Here is a 21,535-nt window from a genome sequence, read left to right as displayed (position 1 = left end):
TCAAGCCAGATTTATCATGAGCCAATATCTCACCGCTGCCCTCTATAAATTTGTCACGCTGGATAATTACAAAGACCTGCAACAACCGATTTTAGAGACTTGCCAGCAACACCAGATTAAAGGCACCTTGCTGTTGGCCCATGAGGGGATTAATGGCACCATTGCTGGCAAGCCGGAAGATATCCGCGCCGTGCTCACCTACTTGCGCCAGGATCCGCGACTGGCCGATCTCGAGCACAAAGAATCCTGGGCCGATTCTCACCCGTTTTACCGCATGAAGGTCAAGCTCAAAAAAGAGATCGTCACCATGGGCGTGCCTGAGGTAGATCCGAATTTAGTGGTAGGCACCTATGTAAAACCGGAAGACTGGAACGCCATTATTTCTGATCCTGACGTGATCGTGCTCGATACCCGCAACGATTACGAAGTACACATTGGGACTTTTAAGGGCGCGGTTGATCCTAAAACCACCACCTTCCGCGAGTTTCCCAAATATGTTGCCGAAAACCTGGATAAAACCAAGCACAAAAAAGTAGCAATGTTCTGTACCGGCGGCATCCGTTGCGAAAAAGCCTCTTCTTTCATGAAGCAACAAGGGTTTGAAGAGGTGTATCACCTGCAAGGCGGCATCCTTAAATATCTGGAAACCGTGCCCAAAGAGCAAAGCCTGTGGGAAGGCGAGTGTTTTGTCTTTGACCAGCGCGTGGCGGTCAAGCATGGCCTGGAAGTAGGGGACCATGACCAGTGTTATGCCTGCCGCATGCCACTCACCGCAGAGGAAATGCAAAGTGAGCAATATGAAGCCGGTATTTCTTGCCCTTATTGCTATGACAAATTGACCGCAGAAAAGAAAGAGTCTTTGCGTGAGCGTCAAAAGCAGGTGAAGCTGGCCAGATTGCGCGGCCAAAATCACATCGGCGACAGTCAATAACCCTTTGATCAGCGCGCTTGCGCTGATGGCATAAAATTAGTAGTGTTACAAAAAATTTAATTTTATGAATTGACATAAAAGCAAATTGACATGTCATTCATCTATGCTCTTTGCCTAGGGGGTTGTGATGAAATGCCCAGTAATACTTGCTAATGAACCGCAAAGGTTGCAAGCGCTATTTGACCATGGCCTGCATCAGCCAGAAGTCATTGCCAATCTGGAGCCGGTAGTAGACATTGCGGCACGCATGTTTCGCATGCCGATTGCGGCCGTCAATATGATCGGTAGCGACCATGTGTTTTTCGCCGCCGCCGTCGGTGCTGGCGAAATGGATATGCGCCGTGATGTTTCTTTTTGTGCCCATGCTATCAACGAAAACCAGGTCATGGTCGTCCCAGACGCCTTGCTGGATGAGCGCTTCCATGACAATCCGCTGGTCACGGGTGAGGCGAATATTCGTTTTTATGCTGGGGTCAGGTTGCTTTCACCAGAAGGCCTGGCCTTAGGCGCCTTGTGTATTGTCGACCACCAACCTCATTTTGATTTTTCTTTAGAAGACCAGGCCAGATTGAGGGCGCTGGCGCAAATGGTATCTGACCGGCTTGAATTACGCCGCATTGAAATTTCAGCCAGCCGTACCCGGCCAAACTTTGAAGAATATGCGGCGCATGCTGCGACCCCTATCGTCTGGTTTAATGCCGCCAAGCAGATCATTGCCTGGAATCAGGCCGCGGCCAATATGTTTGGTTACCGTCTCATCGAGGGTGAGGGCCGCCCACTGCAAACATTGTTTTCCAGCTCGGATGCTGCGCTTTTACAAGAGAAAATAGACACCATATTGCAGTCTCGGTCACTAGACCGTGTGGCGAGTTCGTGTGAGCTCACAGGGCTTCATAAAGAGGGGACGAGCTTTCTGGTCAATCTATCGTTATTTTCCTGGCAAGCTGAAGGCCAGCTGCAATTCGAAGCAGTGCTCAAGCCCGTGCCAGCCACTGCAGCCACGCTGCAAGCAGAAAGCAAGCAGTCGTTGCTCGATACACTCACCGGCCTGTATAACCGGGTCCGCTTTTACCGTTTTGTTGAAGAAACACTCAGCCAGCCACATGCTGCCGCGGTGTTTATGATAGATCTGGATGGTTTTAAAGATATCAATGACACCATGGGGGGGACCGTTGGCGATGCCGTATTGAGAGAAATCGCGCAACGGTTATTACGGATTGTCCCTGCGCATGGTCTGGTGGCGCGTATGGGTGGGGATGAGTTTGCGGTCGTCGTGCCCGGCCTGCAAGTGCCAACTGATGCCACTCAGTTTGCGCAGCAACTGATTGATGGCATTGAGCAACCGATGCAAATGCAAGGCCAGTCTGTGAGGGTGATTGCCAGTTGCGGGATTGCGCTTTCGCCCTTGCATACGCTTGAAGCCTTAGAGTTAGTCAGCAATGCCGACCTTGCTTTATTCAAAGCCAAGGCACAAGGACGTGGCCGTGCCTGTTTGTTTGTGCCTGAGCTGCGCCAGGCCGCGGTATCGCGCCGCCAACATGCACTTGAATTGCATCGTGCTGTCGATGAAGGCGAGTTTTTGTTGTATTACCAGCCTCAAGTGAACCTGCAAACTGGCCTCATCACTGGCGCTGAGGCCTTGATCCGCTGGAATCATCCACTACGCGGTCTTCTGCCGCCAATTACTTTTTTATCCGCACTAGAGAGCGGGCCACTGGCCGCCACGGTGGGCAGCTGGGTACTTGATGAAGCCTGTAGCCAGTTGGCATTTTGGCGCCGCCAAGGTGCCGGGCATTTGCAGGTAGGGGTGAATTTGTTTAGCGCGCAGTTTCATACCGGCGAGTTGGTCGATGAGGTCATGCTGGTGTTGGCAAAACATGGCCTACCCGCGCAAGCGCTGGAACTCGAAATCACCGAAAATATCGCGCTGGATCAAGATGAGATTGTGTTAGCCACGCTACGCAAACTCAAGCAGCACGGCGTCGGCATTGCCTTTGACGATTTTGGGACCGGTTACGCCTCGCTCAGCCTGCTCAAGACTTATCCCCTCACACGCATTAAAATCGACCGCACCTTTGTCAATGGTATGCTGCAACACAAAGAAGACGACTCCGTGGTGTGCGCGACCCTCGATATCGCCCATGGCTTTGATTTACAGTCGATTGCCGAAGGCATAGAAACGGCAGAACAATATCAATACCTTAAAAGCAAACAATGCGAAGAAGGGCAGGGGTATTTGTTTGGCAAACCCATGCCCGCGGATCAATTTTCCCAATTAATCGGCTGTGAAAATCTCTCGATGATAAAGCAAACGCCTTAGCGGGACTTGATTACACAATTGGTTTGATCACATCAAGCGGACTGGACACACCGCTCCCGCCAGTGTTGACCAGTTGCGCATAGACTTTGGTGTTTGCCTCATTGGCATGACCCAATAAGCGCTGCACGGTCTGCAAGTCGTGGCCACCTTCCAGCAAGTGTGTGGCAAAGCTGTGCCTCAGTGTATTCGGCGTCACGGTTTTTTTAATGCCTAATTGCTTGGCCACATTTTTCACCGCCCGCTGTATTGGCTTTTCATCCGCATGGTGGCGGTAAACTCCGCCTGATTGCTGCGCAACCGATAAGCGGCTGGAGGGAAACACATATTGCCACTGCCAATCCTTACCAGCATTGGGGTAGCGTTTAGCCAACCCCTCAGGCATCCAGACTTCCCCTAAACCTTTACTCAAATCCTCGGCATGTAATACCTCAATATACGCCAAATGTGTTTTTAAAGGATGCACCAACGTTCCTGGTAATAATGTCGTACGGTTTTTATAACCCTGAGGGTCGCGCACCAAAATTTCCTGCCGATCAAAATCAATATCCGCCACCCGCAAGCGCAAGCACTCCATCACCCGCAAGCCGCTACCGTATAGCAAGCTCACCATCAACCACATCGTCCCCTCCAACCCAGAAAGTACGGCCTGTACCTCCTGCTTGCTCAATACCACAGGCAACTCTTTTTTTGCCGGGAGCTTGGTCAAGTTTTCAAGTTTGGGTAGATTCCGCTCCAACACCTCATCATACAAAAACAGCAGGGCGCTTTTAGCCTGGCTTTGCGTGCTCGCCGCCACTTTTTTCTCTACCGCCAGATGATTCAAAAACGCCTCAATTTCAGCCGTGCCCATGTCTCTGGGATGGCGCTTGTCATGAAATAAAATAAAGCGTTTAATCCACTGTATATAAGCTTCTTCGGTGCGGTTGCTGTAATTTTGTGAACGTAATCGCTCTACAATTAAAGGAAACAACTTTGGGGCCGGTTTTACCTCAGATGTTTTTTCCATACTGCGATCCTTTTTTCAAGGTGTAATAAAAAACGACTAAGTATTAATTTTATTATGACAGATTATTTTATTATTTTTATAGCCACTGACCTGAATAAAATTTTAGGTTCGTTTTTGGGGTCTAATTAATGTATGCCTACTGAATTCGACCTACTCATCATTGACGACTCTGGTTTGCTCGGACTCGTCGATTGCGCAGCCTACAACTCCTATGTTGCAGAGGATTGGGAGTACGAGCAACTAATGCGTCACTTCGTGTCAGAGATGACAGGGCGAAGTATCCTTGTGTGGGACTGCGGGGATGGAGGCGACAACTACCGCATACGAATTAGAAATCAAATAACCGCGCAAACTGGTTGGCGAGAGACGTTTGGTGAAATACTCGCTACTGGAGAGCAATTCCACTTGGCGTCATACACCGCATTGACCATGTGCGCTCAATTCAACGACTATCATCTACCGGAGAAACATGAAAGCAACCTTGTCGTGTCGGTCAGTCCCGGCCTGTACAGGGTTCGTATTGCGCAGATGTACGATCCTGCCAAGGTTGGAAATTTGAATGATGACGAACCCCACTTCCTCGTCGAACTGGAACGTGGTGACGGCCCCTCATGGTCAGAGGTGGCTTGGCGTGCGGCATAACATGGCGCTCAACCTAGATCCCTTCGGTCGCTGGACGCTGCAAAATAAAGCCGCGCAGCGCTGGTTAGCTCTATGTTAGACGGCAAAACCAATGTTTATCCTTGAAGCCATATTAGCTGTTCTGCTTTTCTCGGTTTTATGGGCTGTATTTGCTTCACCATTTCTTGCCATTAGTTTTTTTATTGCTAAATATATGCGCAAAAAACTACTATCTTCTGGTGCTTACGTTTTGGGTTTATCTTTATTAACCTCAATAGTAGTTGCACCAGTTCCTACTCCAATCATTACTTTTTTCGTTCCTCTTATCTCGCTGCTTTTTAAACCAGTTCCATACAATCAATTCTTTGCTCCAATTTGGCACTTTGTAGCAGTATCATTTACTCTTAGTTGGTTTGTAAGTTTCGTTGTTTTATCACGTTACTTAAAACCGTCTAACCCATCATTCAAGCGGGATTGGCAAAAGCCAGCCCCTTAATTCAAACTACAAGGGCTTCCCCATTCTTAGCAATAGTCATCTTTAATATTTTTGTGTGTTTTAAGTTTTTCGACGCATAAGTACTTTTTGCTGTAGCCAGTGTTAAGCAAGAAGGTGAAGGACTGCGGTACTACAACCGGTCATATTGGGCATGATTGGCCCGGACCCCTGATGAAAGACGCGCGTCTAGGCCTCATTCGTTAGTCGGGTATATCAGCTCCCCTAGAATTAATCAGGCTCCCCGGCGCGGGCTCAACCCGCTACACATCAAGGCCTGGCAGTTCAGCTGCGATTCTGAACAGCTCCCCGTTTGCTCTATTAATTAAAAATTAGTAAAGTCCCTTACAATCACTTGTGAAACCAACACAACAATTATTGAGCACCTAAATATGAATCTGCCCGTAAAAACAAAACAATATATCGCCTTTGTCTCATTTTCTTTTTGGATCATGGCAATTTCAGGCTGCACTTCCCAGTCTTGGTATGAGGGTGTCAAGCGTGGCGCTGAGAACAATTGCCGCAATCAACCCCCGAGTGAGGTTGACCGTTGTTTAGAGAATTTGAACAAGAAAACCTATGAAGAGTATGAAAAAGAGCGCTCCAATCAAAAATAGCTGGCTTGTCGCAGCTTTCCGTTTAGGCACCGTCTAACGGCACACTGGGTACACGTTAGAGCCCAGACTTTCTTTCCAAAACGCTATGAAGCTGTTCGTTAATTTGATGCGCCGGTTGATAATGTGGCCGTTTCGGAGGAGAGATTTTTCAGCCATTGCCAATATCGGGCCTCAAGAGTTTGACTGTGTTTTGCCCCAGCTTGAGCAGATGGGGTGGAAAGTTTATGCGCGTTACGGTGGCTTTGATGCGGGCATTGATTACGACTGCATCCGCTTAAAACGGGCTGGCATAAAGCTTAAATGTGAGTGGGATCCCTGTGATGAATGGCGCATTGGGGGGGCGGTAGAGGTCATCGAAGCAATTGCAAGTCAGTTTGATCTTGTCGCAATATCTGAGTAAGGGGCCTATGGCGATTTCAACGGTTCAAGCGATCAAGTTGGCGATTGTGAGTGTCACGGGCCTTTCAAAAGACGCATTGCATATTTACGTTGGGTTGATGGTATTTTTTGCTGCGATGCGCATTTTTCGTAGGCAGGTGCATCGTTTTATGCCCTTACTCGCTGTGTTTATCGTCGCCTGCTGCGGTGAGGTGTTAGATATGCGGGATGACCTGCATAGCTTGGGATATTGGCGCTGGGATGCCAGTTTGCATGATGTGATCAATACGCTCTTTTGGCCTTTTGTGATTGCTGTGTTAATGCGCAAAAGTTGGTTATTTAAACCGTAACCTTAGCCTGAAACTTACGTGGGTGTGGTCGTGAGTTCCGAAAATCCATGCTGGACGCGTGCAAGTATAGCCTTTACCATGAGCATCAATGTATTGCGTTAAGGCAGAAAGGATACACGTGGCCATTCAGTTTTTACCCATTCTTAAAGCCGTCGCGCCATATCTGGCACAGGTGGCAACGGCTGCCATTCCGGCATTTACCGCCAAGCCTGAGGCGGAAAAGGTTGATCCTGTATTGACCAAGCAGATTGAGGAGTTACAGACAGCAACGGTTCAGAATGCCGAGTCTATTCACTTGCTGGCAGAAAAAATGCAGCAGGCGATCCTCGCTCTGGAAGACGCCGCTGAGGAGGCTAGAACACAGGTGGCGACATACAAGACCATGTTGTTTTTGTCGTTGGGGTTATCTGCGACAACAACGATCGCGATGATCTATTTACTGGTTAGATAGCGAAAGGGGCTCAGATGTCAACTCTCCAGGTCACTGAAATTAAGGCGTTTGTGCCGAGCAAAGACTTTGCGTTATCCAAGCAGTTTTACCTTGATTTAGGTTTCAAGATGGCCTCGGAGGGTGGCGGGGTAGCTTATTTTCACTTTGAGCATGTGAGTTTTTTGTTGCAGGATTTTTGTGCAGAAAATCTGGCAGAAAACTTTATGATGCATTTGCTGGTCCCGGATGTGGATGCCTGGTGGCAGCAGATTGAGCAAACGGGCATCGTGCAAAAATATGGCATCAAGCTCTGGCCGATTCAGTTGCAGCCATGGGGGATGCGCGATTTTTGTCTGACAGATCCTTCCGGCGTGTTGTGGCGCATCGGCCAGAATGTGGATTAGGTCGCTTTAAGTTTATATAGGACGGGGAGGGTGTAAATGACGGGCGATTGGTTTTTCTGGGCGGCGCTGTCGGCCTGTTTTGCCGCCTTAACGGCGATTTTTGCCAAGGTCGGTATTCAGGGCATAGACTCAGACTTTGCAACATTGATTCGTACCGTGCTGATTACGCTGGTGCTGGCGCCCTTTGTCTGGCTAGCAGGTAAGTGGAGTAATCCCTTGAGCTTGCCGGGACGTGCCTGGCTGTTTTTGAGCTTGTCAGCGCTGGCGACGGGCGCTTCCTGGCTGTGTTACTTCCGTGCCCTGCAATTGGGTGATGCGTCGAAAGTGGCACCGGTGGATAAATTCAGTCTGGTGCTGGTTGCATTATTTGCCTGTCTGTTTTTGGGTGAGCGTTTGTCTTTGCGCGAGTGGCTGGGGTTGGCACTGGTTGCCGCAGGCGTGTTGCTGCTGGCCTTGAAGCGTTAGTTTTACCCAGGGCTGATAGCCCCAAATGGCTATTGCTTGCGCTGTGAATTTATTGATAAATGCATGCGGTGATCACGGCGAATGAAGCTTTTTTATGCTTGATGACGTGATGCCTAGCCAACAAACCAGCGTTGAAAGTATTCAGCATGCCATCTTCACTGTCCTTTTACCGTGCTTTTGCCGTCACCCTGGCCTTGTGGCTGGCTGGATGTTGTACGCCAAAGCCGACCAGCATTACCCAGCCTATCCCCCTCAAATCTGCCGCGGAATCTAGCGTGGCTTTGCATGTCATTGGCGTTTACCAAGGCACATTGCCACCAGAGGCAGACCAGCGACCCAGGTGGGCGCAATGTCAGGCAGCCAGGGCGGCAGCGGGCAAGTTGGGGCCACTTGTGCCAGGTGAATGCGATGCGTTTTTACTGGCGGGTCGAGATCAGCGCATAGTCACTGTAAATATCACTGACGATAGCAAACCCATGATTCTCGGCCTGATGGCTTATGAGCCTGTCACGTGGCATATTCAGCTGGCGTCGGGCGTGGTGATTCAGAAAGTCATCCTGGGGGCTTATCACACGCAACGTATCGTCGGGCTGGATGAGGTGCAGGTGGACGTATACAGCTATGACAATATTGCTTGTCCGCGCTGCACTCAAAAAGGGCACGCGCTTTATTCCTACGAACATGTCCCACTGGAAATGGAGTTAGTGGCAGGCATGCGGGCGACTTCGTTTCAGGGCAATTATACGGGCGGCACTTACCAGATTTTTAAAGGCATGCAGTAGTCTATCCGTGCAGCCCACTTTACAATGCTGGCTTTAAGTATTTGGGATTGGGTGACGCTGTGTTGCGAGGCTTAATTTACGGGTTAACCATTTTGCATTTAGGTCCAGGCTTTGCCTTTGCCGTGGTTGCATTTGGGTGCGATGCGTCTTTTGCCGCCTTGCAAGGGGTTTGCCAGCAGGACGCATTTGCCGCCTTTATTCAGCTCACCTTGATCGCTTGGGGCGTACTGATCGCCGGACTATTGCTTAAAATTTATATCACAAATTACTTTAATAAAAATAAATAATATATTGTTTAAAAATACCTTTTAATTTTATTTTTAAACTTTTTTAGCAAAGGCTACTCGAAAAAATAAACTAATAGGGAGCCTTCATTGCATTATTCACTCAAAAGCGCGAGCCGTGCCTCGCGCGTATCTTTGATTCATTTTTTCTTTGTTTTGCTGTTGTCCGGGTGGTTGGGCCAGGTGCAGGCAGACGATGCGACAGTGCCCAAGTTATTGCTCTCTGGCAGTGATGCTGCCCAAGCAGATAAAGAGGCAAAGCAGGAGCCGGAGACACCAAAGATTGTGTCCGTGTTTGGGACGCAAGCCCTCAAAGAGTATAAATTACCGTTTGAGGATCAGTACCCGACGGGCCCGTTTGAGCGCCTGGATAAAAAACTATTCCTGTTTATCAGCAAGTGTGGCGAGGTTTATTTTGTTCGCCAGAATGAAACCATGGAGCTGGTGAAGCCGGGCAAGCCGCTGGCGAAGTTTATTCCGGGTGAAGAAACTTCTGCCGATGAAAGTAGCAGTAAATCGCTGGTGTATTGCCGTGAACTGTCAGGTGTCAAGGATTCATTACTGGTGGGTAAGACCCTGTATGTGGCTTATACCGCCTGGGATCAGGCCAATAACGGCGTACGACTGGCTGTCAGCGAATTTGAGGTCGACGTAGAGAACAGCGAAGTCAGTTTTAACCGCGAAATTTATATTAGCCGGCCGGCGATGAAAGAGCCGATACTCGGACATCAGGTGGGTGGCAAACTGGCGCTGGGCGAAAACGAGCGGACCTTGTACCTGAGCATAGGCGATTTTTCCAAACCGGACCGTGTGCAGGACAAGACCACCTCGGTTGGCAAAGTGATTCGTATAGACTTGCAGCGCTTGAATGCAGAGGTGTATGCCAGTGGTTTCCGCTCCCCCTCTGGCGGCTTGTATTTTGACCGCGACAGCAATGAGTTATGGTTGACGGATCATGGCCCCAGGGGCGGCGACGAAATCAACCTGATCAAACGTGGCAAAAATTATGGCTGGCCGATTGTCAGTTATGGCACTATTTACGAGCGCGACGGTATGAGTGGCTATTATGGCAACAAGTTTAATAGCCACGAAGGCTACGAAAAACCGGCCATGACGTTTGTGCCTTCCATCGGCATCGGCCCGCTAGTGAAGTATCCGGCCACTGGCCGCAATGATTTTTGGGACCATGATTTGTTTGTGGCTGGCATGGGTAATACTACGCTGTATCGCGTGCGCAAAGAGGGCACGACTCTGGTGTATGCCGAACCTGTGTTAAGTGGTTACCGGATTCGTGCCATCCAAATTGACCAGAATGGGACGTTTTATCTTAAAACGGACCATAATCAGCTGCTGATTTCGGAGCAGGAATGATAGTTAACGGCGCCGCCAACGGATATCAAACTCAAGTAATGCAACTCATCTGCCCCTAGTCATGATGGCGTCGAGAAATGTATTGCGTCCGCATAGTTCTGGTTGTGGCTGGTCGAAGTAATACGGCCATCAGCCCAGGTTTTTTTGGGGCTGCCATTGCTGTAATTGGCATGGCAATTATTATGCTTGCGACTAGGCATATCGAACTTCGTAGCCTGTATTGTCAGCACAGGCCACTGCTATTTGCGGGACAATTAGACGATTTTAAAAGTCTATGGTCGCTGAAATCAATGCTGTACGTGGAGCGCCCATCGTGATAAAGCTCCGAGATACTGAGTTCCAATAACTTTTATCTGCCACATTCATGATGTTTGCACGTAATGTCACTTTGTTACCTGAAACTTGTGTGATGTAACGGGCGCCTGCATCAAACGTTGTCCATCCAGGAATGCTTTGTGTATTGCCAACATCGGCTTGTGCTTCGCTGAAGCTGGAAATCCGACCTGTCAGCGTTAAACCCGGTACCGCAAAAATATCGTATTCCCCATTAATCACAATATTGACTTTAGGCACACCAATGGCATCTTTGCCATCATTGACACCATTAAGAGTTTTGGTTTGTTCTGCATCAATGAATGTGACACCACCCAACAGCCGAACGCCGCTGAATGGTTGACCGAATGTAGATAATTCAAGACCACGGTTGCGTTGCTCGCCATCATTCACAAAACGGTTGGCGGCATTGGTAAATGCACTAGGTTGGGTGATTTGGAATATGGCAGCCGTCATGCCGAATGTACCGGCGTTATATTTCACGCCAAGCTCATGTTGCTTGGCAACAAATGGCGCCAGATTTTCGCCTGCATTCACGGTCGTGTTTGGCGCAGTTGCTCCTTGCGACAAGCCTTCACTGTAATTGCCGTATAATGAATAATTGCCGAGTCTGACGAGTAGGGCGCTGGTAGGAGTCACTTTATTTTCATCGTAAGCGCCTGTTTTAATGCCAGCAGAAAAAATACCGCTATAGAGTGATTGATTACGCGCACCTAAGGTCAGCAATACGTTATCTTGGAGGAAACCAAACGTATTGATGAGGCCAATGCTATTTAATTGCAAGTCACCATTCTGTGGAATCACTCCAAAATTTACTGTAGGTTTAGGCATGGTGGGGCTCTGGTAAATATTGCCGGTATATACACCTGTTGCATGAACGACGGAGCCCCCTGCAATGCGGTCAAAATCGTTGAAAGTGAGTGCATAATTGGTACTGACACTGCCAAGTTGTACATTGCCACGTAAGCCGACCTCATAGGTATCCACTTCGTACCAGCCTTGGTAGCCACCAACGCGAGCAGTAAAATCACCGGCACTGTTGATAATACGACGGCCTTGCGAGCCAGCATAAAAATATTCTTCATTGCCCTTGGCCTGACCATAGTTGATATAGGCCGTCAGTGCTGGGTTGAACTCATATTCGACTTTGGTCATCCAGTAGTGCGAGTCGCCTTTGAAAAATTCCCAGTCGTTGACATAGTTTTTATCATTTTTCATCGCACGCGGCAGTGCAAAGCCCTGGTTATATACAATGTTGGCCGAGTATCCTTTGGTTAAGCGGTCCTGGCTGGCGAGATCAACACTTGCCGTCAGTTTTTCACCCCGGTAGTCAATCGCCAGTGAGCCAATATGCATACGATCAGATTGGCGGCTGATTGGTGTATCACCGTCACGGGCCAGCAAGTTCAGACGCACCCCCCAGGCATTGTCCTCTCCAAACCGGCGTCCCAGGTCCAGATGCCCGCCGAGCTGGCTGTCTGAAATATAACTGGCAGTAAACCGGTTGAGCGGTGTATCAGCGGCTCGTTTGGAAACCAGGTTGATATTGCCGCCGGTGACGCCGAATGGGCTGCTGCCATTCAGCATGGAAGCGGGGCCTTTTAACACATCCACTCGCTCGTAAAAATCTGGGGCAATGCGACGCAAGTCTGTCATGCCATAGAGCCCATTGATCCCAACTTGATTAGTGAATAAGGGAAAGCCGCGGATATGGTAGGTCTCACTATCACCGTATTCCGCCATGGCGCTTCTTGTGGAAGGGTCCGCTGCAACAATATCAGCTAGTCTGCGCGCCTGCTGGTCAAGTACAAATTGCTCAGTAAAACTTTGGGTACTGAATGGAGTTTCAAAAATATCGACATTACCAAGAATTCCCATGCGGCTGGCTTTTGCCACCTGACCGCCTGCAAACGGCTGCGGTAATGCATTCGGGGAGTGTGTTTTGTTTGCCTGGACACTGACCTCAGGTAGCGTATCTGTATGAATGGAAACAGGGACTGGGCGTGGAATGATAATAATTGCGCCATTTGTTGTTTTCGCTTGTAGACCAGTATCTTTTAACAGCAAGTGTAAGGCCTGCTCGCGAGTCAGCTGATTTTTTAGCTCAGGTGCTGATTTACCTTTGACTTGCACCGCATCAAATGTAAGCGTAATGGCTGATTGTTTTGCCAAAGTATTCAGTGCATCTTCAAGTGTGCCGGCCGGTATCCGGAAATCAAATACCTGGTTTTCTTCTGCGTAAACTATGGCTGGAAAACTGATGCTCAGTGCTGTCGATAAGCCGGCAAATACAGCAACATGAAAAGCCGCAGCAATATGTCGGCTGAGTAGGGATCTTTTTGGAAAGGCGATTGCTTGCATCAGGTTAAACCTCTATTCAATGAGAGAAATAACCCTATGCCGGATAGCATTGAAAAAACCCGCAGATTTTTTCAAATTATTTTTTTCTGATCATGAAGTGATCGCTTTGGTTTGTCACCCGAATGGGTAAAGTTTGCTCAATAATATGCAAAGCATGCTCTGCGGGTTCTTTTCTATTCAACTGGAACACGCCTGATACCTGCAAGCTGGCAGTGTCCTGACTAAAGCGAACGGACAACGCTTGGTAACGCGTGAGCTCTGCTATCAATTCATCCAAGCGCATTTGTTTGGCTACAATCACGCCATCCAACCAGGCTAGCGGATCTTGATGTGGCAGAGCTGTTTTCATGGGTGAAGTGGCACCTTGCATACTATATGATTCATTTGCGTAGGCGCGCACTGGCGTATGCTTGCCACTATGCATGGCCACAATGCCTTCAGTGACGTGCAGGCGAGTATTGTCATCTTTTTGATAGACTGAGAACTTGGTGCCAATCGCTTCGAGCTTGGTTTGTTTTGTGTTTACCCAGAAAGACCGTCGGCCGAAAAGGGCTTGTGTATCTTTACCAGTTTCCAGATAGACTTCTCCTGCATTTAATACGATTTCTCGTTTCAGCAAGGCGTAATGAATGTTGACACTCGTATTAGTGTTGAGTGTTAGTTTCGTGCCATCAGATAGGGTGAATGTTGAACGTTCACCAATTGTGGTTGCCAGATATTCTTCCTGGTGCCAAGGTCCAACTTGAACCAGCACGAGGGCAAATGTGCAAAGAATAGCCACACTCAACAAGCCAATTTGTTTGAATGTCTGTTTTTGTTTGGTTTTGACCGAGTGCTTTTCAATCAAGGCCATTGTTTGCGTAAGAATAGGCCTTTTATTGACTGGAACGGCACCTAACTCTTGTTCCATGGCATGTAATTTTTGCCATGCTGCTTCATTGATGGGATCTTGGGCACGCCATTGCAGGAAATGCTCTTCATCCTTAGCGCTGGCAGAACCTGAACTCAGTTTTACTGACCATGCAATGAGTTCTTCCATGACTGAAGACGGTATCTGGTCAGAGGAGCCTGAATCTATGGCGTGCATTGTGAATACCTGGTTTCAGGAGAGCTTCATGGTGAGTACATGTCGTAACGCGACGGCCATGTGGCTCTCGATGGTGCGTAACGGAATTCCCAATGTCGATGAGATTTCCTGATAAGTCTGCCCCTCCAGTTTGGAAAGCAGAAATACTGTGCGGATGACAGGCTTCAGCCCATTTAATAGTTTGTCTAACTGTAACAGTATTTCCATCAATGCCATCTGTTCTTCAGGAGAAGGGGCAAGTGCTTCCGGCAGGTGAGTAAGCGCCTGTAGGTATGCCTGTTCGACCGCGTTGCGCCGAAACTGGTCTACCATGAGACCATGTGCAATGGTGGTTAAAAAGGCACGTGGTTCATCTACCTGTGAAATGATTAAGGATTTTGTAATTAACCTCAGGAAGGTGTCATGGGCCAGATCATTGGCATGGTGTATACAACCTAATCGCCGCTTTAGCCAGCCGACTAACCATCCATGATGGGCGTGATAGATCGTATGAATTTCTTGTTGCGGTGAGGCATCCACAGGGAGTGTATTTTTTGATATTGATAATTATTCTCAATATAATATGACGCTGACATATTACTGTCAATCATGTGACTGGTAAGTAGAGCTAAATCATAAGGCTGGAAAGACAGGTTTTTTGCTTCGACTGGAGGAGGTGATGTCATAAATGAATTTGCTGGCATACGTATGGTTGCATAATTCATTCGTCATTCAGTTCAATAGGTCGTGAGCATCTAGGCGTGTTTTGAAGGGCAGGATTTGTAATCGTGTTCATCCTTGTAAAAGGGATGTCATGATCAGTATGCAACCATATCAATTTGCACGATTTGTCTTTAATAAAAAACGCCAGCTTGCTGGCGTTTTTTGTAGAGTCATATAGCTAACCTGCTTAATACAAGCTTTCCCAGAATTTCCACCAGACTTTTTCTTCTTCCTGAACCTTACCGGCAATCATAGGATTATCAGGATAGTTGGTTTTTAAAACACGCAGCGCTTCATTTTTCAGGTCTGTCATGTCCATGGCATCGTAAGCACTGATCTCCATGACCAGCGCATCTTCGATGGAGCTGGAATTGGGATAGGTCTCAAGCACATAGCGAGCACGATTGAGTGCGGCGACGTAGGCTTTGCGTTGCATGTAATAACGCGCGACATGCATTTCGTGCAGTGCCAGTGTATTGACCAGGTAAATCATGCGCTGGGTGGCGTCGTTTTTATAACGGCTGGTAGGGAAACGCTCAACCAGCTCTTTAAAGGCGTTAAACGAAATACGCAGAGTTTTGGGGTCGCGGTCGTTAATTTCTTGCTTGGTATATTTTTCAATGACGCCTCGCTCGTTAAAGGTGGCCAGGCCCTTGAGATAGTAGGCGTAATCGAGGTTGGGGTGATTAGGGTGGAGCTTGATAAAGCGGTCTATCGCAGACAGGCAAAGAATCGGTTCTGATTTTTTGTAGTAGGCATAAGCAACTTCGAGTTGGGACTGCGTCGCATACGCACCATGCGGATAACGTGCCTCCAGCTTCTGGAAGTACTCAATCGCCTTGTCATAGTTACGGTCAACCATTTTTTCCTGGCCCGTGGCATAAAGGCGTTGTTCGCTCCAGCCTTTGGTTTCGTCAGGGGGATTCGGATTGCCGAAAATGGCACAGGCACTCAAGGCCAGCGCGCCAATCAAAATAAAAGCACGCGTGAACAGGGTGTTAAGCGGTAAAATGCGAAGCATGTTGATTTATGTTGTTTTATCAAGGGAACTCAAAGCATTATAACTGATGCTGTTTGAAAATATGAAAGAAAGCACCTCCTTACAGCTGGTCGTCCCCAGCAACCTTGGCGGGCAGCGCCTGGACCTGGCCTTGCAGCAGATGTTGCCAGACCATTCTCGCAGCCGCCTGCAGGCCTGGATTAAAGAGGGTCTGGTCTTGCTCGATGGCAAGGCGCCCACGGCCAAAACCAAGGTGTGGGGGGGCGAGCGACTGGTGGTGACTCCCCCTAAAAATGCGCAGGACAATGCGTTTGAGCCAGAAGACATTGCACTGGATGTTGTATACGAAGACGATGCACTGATCATTATTAACAAGCCTGCTGGTCTGGTAGTGCATCCGGCGGCCGGCAACTGGAGCGGCACCTTGCTCAATGCCTTGCTGTTTCACTGGCCAGCGCTCAAAGAGGTGCCACGTGCCGGTATTGTGCACCGGCTGGACAAGGATACCAGCGGTTTGCTGGTGGTTGCCAAAACGCTGGAAGCACAGACCAGCCTGGTGCGTCAATTGCAGGCGCGCACGGTTAAACGTGAGTACCGGGCCATCGTTTGGGGCCAGTTGTGGCGTAATGGTAAGGTGGATCAGCCGATAGGGCGCCATCCGCACCACAGAACCAAAATGGCGGTGGTGCGACGAGGTAAAACCGCCATCACGCATTACGAGATCCTTGAGCGGTTTGGCACCAATACCTATTTGCGCTGCAACCTGGAAACCGGTCGTACCCACCAGATCCGCGTGCATTTGCAGCATCTGAAAGCGCCTATGGTCGGTGATCCGCTGTATGGCATAGGCAATATTATTCCGCACAAGATGATGACGCCGGAATTGCGTGAGGTCATCGGCAATTTCAAGCGTCAGGCCTTGCATGCGATCAAGCTCGGCTTGATTCACCCGGTGACGAATGCGCCCATGGAATGGCAGATTGAGCTTGCTGATGACATGCGTGAACTGCTGGACGCTATGCGCACGACCGACTTGCCCGATGAGCCGCTGGCGCCTGTCGATTTCAATGTGGATGAAAACGGCTTGTTCATTGGTGAAGATGACGAAGATTGGGGCGATGAAGATTTTGACGAGGATCTCGATACTGAGCTAGATGAGGATGTCTGGGATGAAGAAGGCGAAGAGGACGAGGCATAATGGCTGACTTGCCTGTTATTTTGCCTGATTGGCCCGCGCCTGCTTGCGTGAAGGCCTTGCAAACCACGCGTCTTGGCGGTGTTAGTCAAGGCATCTATGCCAGTCTGAACTTGGGGGATCATGTCAAGGACTTGCCTCAGCATGTGGCGGCCAACAGACAATTACTGAGTCCCTATTTGCCGAGTGAGCCGGTGTGGCTTAACCAGGTGCATGGGGTACGCGTGATAGATGCGGCGTTATCCTCATGCCTGGAAAGCGCGGATGCCAGTTTTAGCACCCGCAAACAGGTGGTCTGCGTCACCATGACCGCCGATTGCCTGCCTGTATTACTCTGTGATCAGGCGGGGAGTGTGGTGGCGGCTGTGCATGCTGGCTGGCGCAGTTTGTGTGACGGGGTGATAGAAGCGACGGTAAAAGCCATGCCGGTTGAGCCTGCCAGGCTCATGGCCTGGTTAGGTCCGGCCATTGGCCCGCAAGCGTTTGAAGTGGGGAGTGAAGTGCGCGCGCAATTTATGGCGCAAGATGAACAGGCAGAACATGCATTTCAGGCGCATGGTGAAAAATGGCTGGGAGACATGTATACGATTGCGCGACAACGGCTTTCCAGGCTAGGAGTGACGCAGGTCTATGGCGGTGGACGCTGTACTTATCGTGAACCAGAGACGTTTTTCAGCTTTAGGCGTGATGGCGATACCGGGCGTATGGCCAGCTTGATTTGGCTGGAGTAGTGTATTTCGCCATAGTGGATACAGCGTCAGGCACGAACGTATTGGATCCTCATGAGGATTCATACGCTGGAGTATGTGAATATTGCGCTATTGCAAGCTGGTTGATAGAGATTGATCTCTGAGTGCCCTGTGGCTCAACCCAATATATTATTTAAATAATGAAAAAACATCTGATTTTTGACCTCGATGGCACGCTCATCGATTCCGCACCCAGTATTCTGCATTGTTTTGAGTCGGCTTTCCGTTCGACCAATACGCCACTCGGGATGGCACTGGGCAATGAGGTGATTGGCCCGCCGCTCATGGAAACGCTTAAACGGCTGTCTGGCAGCGAAGATGCGGCTGTGTTGAACGCCTTGGCCGCAGCTTTCAAGCAGCATTATGACAGCACCGGTTATCAGCAGTCAGTGGTGTTTGATGGTGTTCCGGCCATGCTGCAGCAACTCAAGGCAGAGGGCTATACGCTGTATATTGCGACCAATAAACGCTTTGATCCGACTGAAAAAATCATGGTCTATCTGGGCTGGCAGGACTTTTTTGCGGGCATCTATGCACTGGATTATTTCAGCCCGGCATTGAAGTCTAAAGCGCAGATGATAGGGCGCGTGGTCGCCGAGCATGATTTAAAAATCCAGGATTGCTTGTATATCGGTGACCGTCTTGAAGATGGCCAGTCGGCCGAGGCCAACCTGATGGACTTCGTGCTGGTGACCTGGGGCTATGCCGGCGATGTGGCCTTGCGTCAACCGCATTGGCAGTGCTGCGTCGCTGTGCCTGACTTGCCTGCCCTGGTGGCCGGGCTATGCGTGGATAGTGCCTTATGATGAAAAGATTGCGCGCCAGGCGGCACCCGGCAAATACACCGGGGGAGGTGAGCGCTACGCGTAGTACATTGCGCGCCTGGCCACAAATGGTATTGTTCGCGGTGGCTTTGCTTTGCTTGTTTTTACTGGGGCAGCATTTCCATTGGGATACGCGGGTACTGGCGGCGGTCACGCTGTTGTTCGGCCTGTTGTCAGGGTTGCTGGTGTGGCTGGTCGGCGTAATTGGCCTGGTGCCATTGATTGGCCCCATCATTGTCAAGGTGCTCAGCTTTGGCTTTATCTGGCTGCTCAATGCCGTAGGTTACCTAATGTCTTACATTGCCATTCGTCGTGGTTACTCACGGGATGTGTTGACCTACCGCGGATTGACCATGGCCTTGCTGATCGGCATTGTGATTGGCTACATCATTGCGCAGTTTATTTGAGCCAGCTGACCTGGCATCTGCACGCGTTAACTAATTGTTTATGCTTTGTTTTTTTGATAACTCACGTATAATGCGCGGCTTCCTTTAATCACTCGGCATGTTTGCTTTGACCCCTTTGTTGACTGATATTTCGCCTTTTACCGGCATGATGCTGGCCTGTTTGCTAGGGGGCGTGCTCAGTGTGTGTGTCGCAGCCCTGTTTGCGCTCAATGCTCAAAAGCATTGGGTGCCTTTGCTGGTGAGTTATGCGATTGGCGCCTTGCTGGCCGCGGTGTTTCTTGAGATTTTGCCGCACGCGATTGAAAGCAGCCCCAATATCGAGGCGATGACCGGTACCATGCTGTTTGGTGTGCTACTGTTTTTTACGCTGGAAAAACTGGTGCTGTGGCGGCATTGTCATGGCGAGCACTGTGAAATACATGCCATGCATGACGAGGCCCATTGCCCCGAGTTACATCCAGGCCAGCCTGTTACCAAAAAGCCGCAAGGCGCAATCAAGTTCAGATTGCCCGCGGCGCAGCCTAGCCAGATGATAGGGCATCCTCATTTACATGGTCACGCGCACGGCCATGATGGTGGCCGCAGTGGTTTGATGATCATGGTAGGCGATACCTTTCACAATTTTGTTGATGGCATCCTGATCTGCGCGGCATTTATGGTGGATATGCAGGTGGGCGTAGTGACTGCACTGGCGATTATCGCTCATGAGATTCCGCAGGAAGTCGGCGACTTCCTGATTTTGTTACATTCCGGTTACAGTAAACAAAAAGCCTTTTTGTTCAATATCGGCTCCAGTCTGGCCACCGTGCTTGGCGGTATCATTGCGTATTTTGCGCTGCATGCGGTGCAGCACTGGGTGCCCTATATCTTGAGTCTTGCCGCAGCCAGCATGCTCTATGTGGCGGTGGCGGACCTGATTCCAGGCTTGCACAAGCGTACGGCATTGCGCGATACCATGAATCAGTTATTGTTAATTGTGTTGGGGGTGGCTTCAGTTGCCCTGACCAAATGGTTGGTAGAAGGTTAAGAGGGAAGCATCATGCAAAGTTCACCTAAAGTTGGTTTCGTCTCATTGGGTTGCCCCAAGGCAGGCTCCGATTCCGAGCGTATCCTGACCCAGTTGCGGGCCGAAGGCTATGAAATCAGCAACAGTTACGAGCAGTCTGACCTGGTGGTGGTGAATACCTGTGGTTTTATTGACTCTGCGGTGCAAGAGTCGCTGGATGCGATTGGCGAGGCGCTCAACAAAAACGGCAAGGTGATTGTGACAGGTTGCCTGGGTGCGAAAAAAGACGTGGTCACGGACGCACACCCCAGCGTGTTGGCCGTGACTGGCCCGCATGCCCTGGAAGAGGTGATGGGGCATGTACATACACACCTGCCCAAACCGCACGACCCCTACACCGACCTGGTGCCGCCGCAAGGCATTCGTCTCACGCCCAAGCATTATGCTTACCTTAAAATTTCAGAAGGTTGTAACCACCGTTGCAGCTTCTGCATTATCCCCAGCATGCGCGGCGATTTGGTCAGCCGTCCGATTGGTGACGTGCTCAATGAGGCTGAGAGCTTGGTGAATGCTGGTGTCTCCGAAATTTTGGTCATTTCGCAGGATACCTCAGCCTATGGCGTGGACATGAAATTCCGCAAAGGCTTCTGGAACGGCAGGCCAGTTAGAACGCATATGACCGAACTCAGTAAAGCCTTGGGCGAGCTGGGCGTTTGGGTGCGCTTACACTATGTGTATCCCTACCCACATGTTGATGACGTGATCCCATTGATGGCAGAAGGGGCGATTTTGCCGTACCTCGATGTGCCGCTCCAACATGCCAGCCCGGCGGTGCTCAAAGCCATGAAGCGTCCGGCCAGCAGTGAAAACAACCTGGCCCGTATCAAGGCCTGGCGTGATATTTGCCCGGAAATCGCTATCCGTAGTACCTTTATTGTCGGCTTCCCCGGCGAGACTGAAGATGACTTTAAAATGCTGCTCGACTTTATGGAAGAAGCGCAGCTGGACCGCGTCGGTTGCTTTGCCTATTCGGCAGTGGATGGCGCAGCGGCCAACCATTTGCCTAATCCGGTGGCTGAAGAAATCAAACAAGAGCGCCTGAGCCGCTTTATGGAAGTGCAGGAACGCATTAGTGCCGCCAAGGTGGCGGCTAAAATCGGCAGCCTGCAAACCGTGCTAGTGGATGAACTCACTGAAGATGACGATGGAAACATCATCGGCATTGCCCGCACCAAGGCAGATGCGCCCGAAATTGATGGCATTGTTTATCTGCAAGATGCAGATGGCTTGAACCCGGGTGATTTTGTGGATGTACAGATTATCGATGCGCAAGGCCATGATTTGATCGGGGCGCCACCGGAGTTTTAGGGCTGCTAGGCCAAGTCGTTGATTCAGGCCACTTTAAATCAGACAGGCTTT

Annotated in this window: 24 protein-coding genes; 19 read left to right on the top strand and 5 right to left on the bottom strand. The window is 49.8% G+C overall.

Features of this window, described 5'->3' with window-relative positions; genetic code table 11:
* Positions 1 to 16: 16 nt before the first annotated feature.
* A complete protein-coding gene (locus Q9292_RS10725) occupies positions 17 to 931 on the top strand; it encodes a rhodanese-related sulfurtransferase (RefSeq protein WP_313987834.1) in 915 nt (304 codons plus the stop codon).
* A 127-nt stretch (positions 932 to 1,058) separates the two neighbouring features.
* Positions 1,059 to 3,251, top strand: coding sequence for a putative bifunctional diguanylate cyclase/phosphodiesterase (locus tag Q9292_RS10720; protein ID WP_313987832.1), 2,193 nt, complete (start codon positions 1,059 to 1,061; stop codon positions 3,249 to 3,251).
* A 10-nt stretch (positions 3,252 to 3,261) separates the two neighbouring features.
* Here the strand turns inward: Q9292_RS10720 and Q9292_RS10715 are convergent, their stop codons facing one another.
* A complete protein-coding gene (locus Q9292_RS10715; RefSeq protein WP_313987829.1) occupies positions 3,262 to 4,257 on the bottom strand; it encodes an integron integrase in 996 nt (331 codons plus the stop codon).
* A gap of 132 nt (positions 4,258 to 4,389) precedes the next feature.
* On the opposite strand from Q9292_RS10715, the gene Q9292_RS10710 reads away from it, so the two are divergent.
* From Q9292_RS10710 to Q9292_RS10660, 11 genes are all read left to right on the top strand, one after another.
* The gene (locus Q9292_RS10710) at positions 4,390 to 4,899 is read left to right on the top strand and encodes a hypothetical protein (RefSeq protein ID WP_313987826.1); all 510 of its coding nucleotides are present in this window, start codon (positions 4,390 to 4,392) and stop codon (positions 4,897 to 4,899) included.
* A gap of 91 nt (positions 4,900 to 4,990) precedes the next feature.
* Entirely contained in the window at positions 4,991 to 5,374 is a 384-nt protein-coding gene (locus Q9292_RS10705) for a hypothetical protein (RefSeq protein ID WP_313987823.1), read from the top strand.
* A 389-nt stretch (positions 5,375 to 5,763) separates the two neighbouring features.
* Positions 5,764 to 5,988, top strand: coding sequence for a hypothetical protein (locus Q9292_RS10700; RefSeq protein ID WP_275355452.1), 225 nt, complete (start codon positions 5,764 to 5,766; stop codon positions 5,986 to 5,988).
* A gap of 85 nt (positions 5,989 to 6,073) precedes the next feature.
* Positions 6,074 to 6,388, top strand: a complete 315-nt coding sequence (locus Q9292_RS10695) for a hypothetical protein (protein WP_313987819.1) — start codon at positions 6,074 to 6,076, stop codon at positions 6,386 to 6,388.
* Positions 6,389 to 6,395: 7 nt separating this feature from the next.
* Positions 6,396 to 6,716: a hypothetical protein gene (locus Q9292_RS10690; protein WP_313987817.1), complete on the top strand. Its 321-nt coding sequence runs from the start codon at positions 6,396 to 6,398 to the stop codon at positions 6,714 to 6,716.
* 118 nt (positions 6,717 to 6,834) lie between these two features.
* Entirely contained in the window at positions 6,835 to 7,167 is a 333-nt protein-coding gene (locus Q9292_RS10685) for a hypothetical protein (protein WP_313987814.1), read from the top strand.
* Positions 7,168 to 7,181: 14 nt separating this feature from the next.
* Positions 7,182 to 7,550, top strand: coding sequence for a VOC family protein (locus tag Q9292_RS10680; protein ID WP_194747767.1), 369 nt, complete (start codon positions 7,182 to 7,184; stop codon positions 7,548 to 7,550).
* 36 nt (positions 7,551 to 7,586) lie between these two features.
* Positions 7,587 to 8,015: an EamA family transporter gene (locus Q9292_RS10675; protein ID WP_194747765.1), complete on the top strand. Its 429-nt coding sequence runs from the start codon at positions 7,587 to 7,589 to the stop codon at positions 8,013 to 8,015.
* A gap of 146 nt (positions 8,016 to 8,161) precedes the next feature.
* Positions 8,162 to 8,797, top strand: a complete 636-nt coding sequence (locus Q9292_RS10670; RefSeq protein WP_313987809.1) for a hypothetical protein — start codon at positions 8,162 to 8,164, stop codon at positions 8,795 to 8,797.
* 59 nt (positions 8,798 to 8,856) lie between these two features.
* On the top strand, positions 8,857 to 9,084 hold the full coding sequence (locus Q9292_RS10665) for a hypothetical protein (protein WP_275355444.1): 228 nt from the start codon (positions 8,857 to 8,859) through the stop codon (positions 9,082 to 9,084).
* A gap of 87 nt (positions 9,085 to 9,171) precedes the next feature.
* Complete coding sequence (locus tag Q9292_RS10660) at positions 9,172 to 10,452, top strand: PQQ-dependent sugar dehydrogenase (protein ID WP_313987805.1); 1,281 nt, start codon at positions 9,172 to 9,174, stop codon at positions 10,450 to 10,452.
* Positions 10,453 to 10,716: 264 nt separating this feature from the next.
* Here the strand turns inward: Q9292_RS10660 and Q9292_RS10655 are convergent, their stop codons facing one another.
* The 4 genes from Q9292_RS10655 to Q9292_RS10640 all read right to left on the bottom strand — a co-directional run bounded on the left by Q9292_RS10655 (position 10,717) and on the right by Q9292_RS10640 (position 15,956).
* Positions 10,717 to 13,146: a TonB-dependent receptor gene (locus Q9292_RS10655; protein WP_313987802.1), complete on the bottom strand. Its 2,430-nt coding sequence runs from the start codon at positions 13,144 to 13,146 to the stop codon at positions 10,717 to 10,719.
* A 76-nt stretch (positions 13,147 to 13,222) separates the two neighbouring features.
* Complete coding sequence (locus Q9292_RS10650) at positions 13,223 to 14,185, bottom strand: FecR family protein (protein WP_313987800.1); 963 nt, start codon at positions 14,183 to 14,185, stop codon at positions 13,223 to 13,225.
* A gap of 63 nt (positions 14,186 to 14,248) precedes the next feature.
* A complete protein-coding gene (locus tag Q9292_RS10645; RefSeq protein ID WP_313987797.1) occupies positions 14,249 to 14,752 on the bottom strand; it encodes a sigma-70 family RNA polymerase sigma factor in 504 nt (167 codons plus the stop codon).
* A gap of 370 nt (positions 14,753 to 15,122) precedes the next feature.
* Positions 15,123 to 15,956 (bottom strand): outer membrane protein assembly factor BamD, encoded by an 834-nt coding sequence (locus Q9292_RS10640; protein WP_194747762.1) that lies wholly within the window; start codon positions 15,954 to 15,956, stop codon positions 15,123 to 15,125.
* A gap of 46 nt (positions 15,957 to 16,002) precedes the next feature.
* Between Q9292_RS10640 and rluD the strand changes: the two genes are divergently transcribed.
* The 6 genes from rluD to rimO all read left to right on the top strand — a co-directional run bounded on the left by rluD (position 16,003) and on the right by rimO (position 21,484).
* Entirely contained in the window at positions 16,003 to 17,133 is a 1,131-nt protein-coding gene (gene rluD / locus Q9292_RS10635; RefSeq protein WP_313987794.1) for a 23S rRNA pseudouridine(1911/1915/1917) synthase RluD, read from the top strand.
* Complete coding sequence (pgeF, locus tag Q9292_RS10630) at positions 17,133 to 17,861, top strand: peptidoglycan editing factor PgeF (RefSeq protein WP_313987792.1); 729 nt, start codon at positions 17,133 to 17,135, stop codon at positions 17,859 to 17,861. The genes rluD and pgeF overlap by 1 nt, the downstream gene beginning before the upstream one ends.
* Before the next feature lie 158 nt (positions 17,862 to 18,019).
* Complete coding sequence (locus tag Q9292_RS10625) at positions 18,020 to 18,685, top strand: HAD family hydrolase (protein ID WP_313987789.1); 666 nt, start codon at positions 18,020 to 18,022, stop codon at positions 18,683 to 18,685.
* Positions 18,682 to 19,110 (top strand): hypothetical protein, encoded by a 429-nt coding sequence (locus tag Q9292_RS10620; protein WP_313987786.1) that lies wholly within the window; start codon positions 18,682 to 18,684, stop codon positions 19,108 to 19,110. Before Q9292_RS10625 ends, Q9292_RS10620 begins: the two co-directional genes overlap by 4 nt.
* 97 nt (positions 19,111 to 19,207) lie before the next feature.
* The gene (locus Q9292_RS10615) at positions 19,208 to 20,137 is read left to right on the top strand and encodes a ZIP family metal transporter (protein WP_313987783.1); all 930 of its coding nucleotides are present in this window, start codon (positions 19,208 to 19,210) and stop codon (positions 20,135 to 20,137) included.
* Between the two features lie 12 nt (positions 20,138 to 20,149).
* Entirely contained in the window at positions 20,150 to 21,484 is a 1,335-nt protein-coding gene (gene rimO / locus Q9292_RS10610; protein WP_313987780.1) for a 30S ribosomal protein S12 methylthiotransferase RimO, read from the top strand.
* Positions 21,485 to 21,535 lie beyond the last annotated feature (51 nt).

The organism is Methylophilus sp. VKM B-3414 (assembly GCF_032248435.1).
Taxonomy (GTDB): Bacteria; Pseudomonadota; Gammaproteobacteria; order Burkholderiales; family Methylophilaceae; genus Methylophilus; species Methylophilus glucosoxydans.
Note: the sequence above shows the minus strand (reverse complement) of the source record. Positions and strands in the feature narration are given on the sequence as shown.

Excerpts from the sequence above, each read along its gene's own strand:
- Q9292_RS10670 (WP_313987809.1), top strand. The coding sequence starts at position 8,162 with ATGCCATCTTCACTGTCCTTTTACCGTGCTTTTGCCGTCACCCTGGCC.
- pgeF (WP_313987792.1), top strand. The coding sequence starts at position 17,133 with ATGGCTGACTTGCCTGTTATTTTGCCTGATTGGCCCGCGCCTGCTTGC.
- Q9292_RS10695 (WP_313987819.1), top strand. The coding sequence starts at position 6,074 with ATGAAGCTGTTCGTTAATTTGATGCGCCGGTTGATAATGTGGCCGTTT.
- rimO (WP_313987780.1), top strand. The coding sequence starts at position 20,150 with ATGCAAAGTTCACCTAAAGTTGGTTTCGTCTCATTGGGTTGCCCCAAG.
- Q9292_RS10705 (WP_313987823.1), top strand. The coding sequence starts at position 4,991 with ATGTTTATCCTTGAAGCCATATTAGCTGTTCTGCTTTTCTCGGTTTTA.
- Q9292_RS10650 (WP_313987800.1), bottom strand. The coding sequence starts at position 14,185 with ATGGAAGAACTCATTGCATGGTCAGTAAAACTGAGTTCAGGTTCTGCC.
- Q9292_RS10710 (WP_313987826.1), top strand. The coding sequence starts at position 4,390 with ATGCCTACTGAATTCGACCTACTCATCATTGACGACTCTGGTTTGCTC.
- Q9292_RS10715 (WP_313987829.1), bottom strand. The coding sequence starts at position 4,257 with ATGGAAAAAACATCTGAGGTAAAACCGGCCCCAAAGTTGTTTCCTTTA.
- Q9292_RS10690 (WP_313987817.1), top strand. The coding sequence starts at position 6,396 with ATGGCGATTTCAACGGTTCAAGCGATCAAGTTGGCGATTGTGAGTGTC.
- rluD (WP_313987794.1), top strand. The coding sequence starts at position 16,003 with ATGCTGTTTGAAAATATGAAAGAAAGCACCTCCTTACAGCTGGTCGTC.
- Q9292_RS10720 (WP_313987832.1), top strand. The coding sequence starts at position 1,059 with ATGAAATGCCCAGTAATACTTGCTAATGAACCGCAAAGGTTGCAAGCG.
- Q9292_RS10615 (WP_313987783.1), top strand. The coding sequence starts at position 19,208 with ATGTTTGCTTTGACCCCTTTGTTGACTGATATTTCGCCTTTTACCGGC.
- Q9292_RS10700 (WP_275355452.1), top strand. The coding sequence starts at position 5,764 with ATGAATCTGCCCGTAAAAACAAAACAATATATCGCCTTTGTCTCATTT.
- Q9292_RS10675 (WP_194747765.1), top strand. The coding sequence starts at position 7,587 with ATGACGGGCGATTGGTTTTTCTGGGCGGCGCTGTCGGCCTGTTTTGCC.
- Q9292_RS10655 (WP_313987802.1), bottom strand. The coding sequence starts at position 13,146 with ATGCAAGCAATCGCCTTTCCAAAAAGATCCCTACTCAGCCGACATATT.
- Q9292_RS10620 (WP_313987786.1), top strand. The coding sequence starts at position 18,682 with ATGATGAAAAGATTGCGCGCCAGGCGGCACCCGGCAAATACACCGGGG.
- Q9292_RS10625 (WP_313987789.1), top strand. The coding sequence starts at position 18,020 with ATGAAAAAACATCTGATTTTTGACCTCGATGGCACGCTCATCGATTCC.
- Q9292_RS10725 (WP_313987834.1), top strand. The coding sequence starts at position 17 with ATGAGCCAATATCTCACCGCTGCCCTCTATAAATTTGTCACGCTGGAT.
- Q9292_RS10680 (WP_194747767.1), top strand. The coding sequence starts at position 7,182 with ATGTCAACTCTCCAGGTCACTGAAATTAAGGCGTTTGTGCCGAGCAAA.
- Q9292_RS10640 (WP_194747762.1), bottom strand. The coding sequence starts at position 15,956 with ATGCTTCGCATTTTACCGCTTAACACCCTGTTCACGCGTGCTTTTATT.